The organism is Streptomyces sp. NPDC059564, assembly GCF_042735575.1.
Taxonomy (GTDB): Bacteria; Actinomycetota; Actinomycetes; order Streptomycetales; family Streptomycetaceae; genus Streptomyces.
This window is the reverse complement of record NZ_JBHWBP010000395.1, coordinates 4,772-6,678: the sequence shown is the minus strand read 5'-3', so window position 1 is coordinate 6,678 and position 1,907 is coordinate 4,772. Positions and strand designations below refer to the sequence as shown.

Annotated in this window: 2 protein-coding genes; one reads left to right on the top strand and one right to left on the bottom strand. The window is 71.6% G+C overall.

The annotated features are described in order from the left end of the window. Window positions 1–392 precede the first annotated feature (392 nt). Window positions 393–1,205: a hypothetical protein gene (locus ACFV0Q_RS36290; RefSeq protein ID WP_385011489.1), complete on the top strand. Its 813-nt coding sequence runs from the start codon at window positions 393–395 to the stop codon at window positions 1,203–1,205. Window positions 1,206–1,456: 251 nt separating this feature from the next. Here the strand turns inward: ACFV0Q_RS36290 and ACFV0Q_RS36285 are convergent, their stop codons facing one another. Continuing rightward, on the bottom strand, window positions 1,457–1,609 hold the full coding sequence (locus ACFV0Q_RS36285; protein ID WP_385011487.1) for a hypothetical protein: 153 nt from the start codon (window positions 1,607–1,609) through the stop codon (window positions 1,457–1,459). Window positions 1,610–1,907 lie beyond the last annotated feature (298 nt).

Sequence of the window (1,907 nt, the reverse complement as noted above, 5' to 3'; positions counted from 1 at the left end):
CGGGAGGATGTCCAGCATGGAGAGCATGGAGAGCATGGAGAGCATGGGGAGGAAGGGGCCCGCCCTCGCCGTTCGTGGCACTGGTCGGAACCCGCTGGGGGAAGGCGTTCGTCGAGTACGGGCGGATCGTCAAGTACGTGCAGCTCGGGGTTTGCGGTCGGGAACCGTAGACGGGTCGGGTCGCGTCCCTTCCCGGGATCGTGGAAGGGAAGCCCATGAGCATCGACCCGCCCCGTCAGTCCGGGCCACCGCCCGCGAGCATCGACCCACCCCCTGCGTCCGGGCCACCGCCCGCGGGCGACCCGCCGCGGCCGCACACGCCGTTGTGGCGACGGCTGCGTGAGGATGAATGGCCGCCCCTGAGTGAGGTGTTGCGGGGGCGGCGGGAGCATATGCCCCCCGGGGTGCTGCTGGTGCTGCTCCTCCCGTGCCTGTGGTGGCTGACCGTGCCGCTGCTGGTCGGCTACCAGCTGGCCCGCACGGCCCGCCGTACGGCCCGCCGGGTCTTCCCCGTACGCCCGGAAGGGTTGGTCGAGGATCCCGAGGTGCTCCGGGTGCAGCGGGTGCGGGCCTGGGGAGCCCTCGTCATCTCGGGGCTGCTGCTGGCCGTGTTCGGTGGCTGGCAGGACGTGTGGGAGGCGCAGGGGCAGGTCCTGGAAGGGCTGCTGTTCGCGCCCTGGTTGGCGCTGCTCAGCGCGGTGTTGGTAGTGGCGCTGCTCTTCTGGGTGGCCAGGCCCGGGACGCGGCGGGCCATGCGGACGAAGCTGTGGCGGGCCGGCCGGTCGGGCCTGTGGTACTTCGGCGCCTGGACGCTGGTGCCGCTGCTGTTGACGGCGGCGAGCAAGGGGATGGGGCTGCTGCCCAGCAGCGCCAACGGGCTGTCCGGGGTGCTGCTCTGGGCGTCCGTGATGTTCGTGTGCTGGGCGCCGTTCTGGTGGGTGGTCTTCTTCCTCTGCTTCGCCACCGGTCCGGCGCTGCGCCACGCCTTCAACCTGTCCGCCCTGCACGCGGCGCTGCCCGCGCTGGTCACCACCGTCCTGGTCTGGGTGCTCGCCTTCCGCGGCCTGTCCTCGGGCGGCCTGCCGCCGGGCCCGGTGCCGCTCGCGGTCTGCGCCTTCCTCGGTGGCCCGGCGTCGGTGACGGCATTGGCCTGGTGGGAGATCCACCGGCTGCGGCGGCGGCACGGGGTGCGGTGGCGGGGTTAGCGCCTCCGAGAACCGCCGCCGGCCGATGGAGCGTCAACCCCTGCGACAGGAAGTACCCGAAGAGTCGTGCAAGGAACGGAAGGGTAGGCAGCGGTGTGGGTTGTGATGTCGCTACTGGCAGGTCTCACCCTCCTCGGGTTCGGCACCCATGAGGCTGTGGTCCAGCGCCGCCTCCGGCGCGAGGGGATTCGGGTCCGGGGCCTGGTGGTCCGCCACCACACGGACGGCCCCAGCGCAGATGGTGGCCCCGTCTACTTCGCGGTGGTCGAATTCGTCGGCTTGGTCCCCTTCTTCCGGCCACGAACGGCGTCGGCCGACAGGAAGCACCCCGCCGCCTGCCCGTCGTCGGGCGCCGAGGTGAATGTGCCGTAGTCGCGGCGCTGCTCGTCCGTCCGGAACGCCACCGACCCGCCCTTCCCATCCCTCGTGTTGCCCGGTGGGACAGCGAAAGCAGGGTCCCGACCCGGCTCGACGGGGCGGCTCAAAGCAGATGTCTCGGTTCCTACTCGACCGTATATATCCCCGTTCACTACCTTTCCGCTAGTGCCATCCATTTTGGCCTGGGAAGGAAATATGCATCCCTTTCGATCCCTGAGGGCGCCCTGGTGGGGCCCGACCCCAGGGCCCAACGGCGGCCACGCCCACCCCGCCGGGGGGAAGCCCCGCGCCCGCCCGGCCCCCGACAACCCCGGCGGCGCGGCC

Coding starts and splice junctions, on each gene's coding strand:
- ACFV0Q_RS36290 (WP_385011489.1), top strand. CDS start 393: ATGCCCCCCGGGGTGCTGCTGGTGCTGCTCCTCCCGTGCCTGTGGTGG.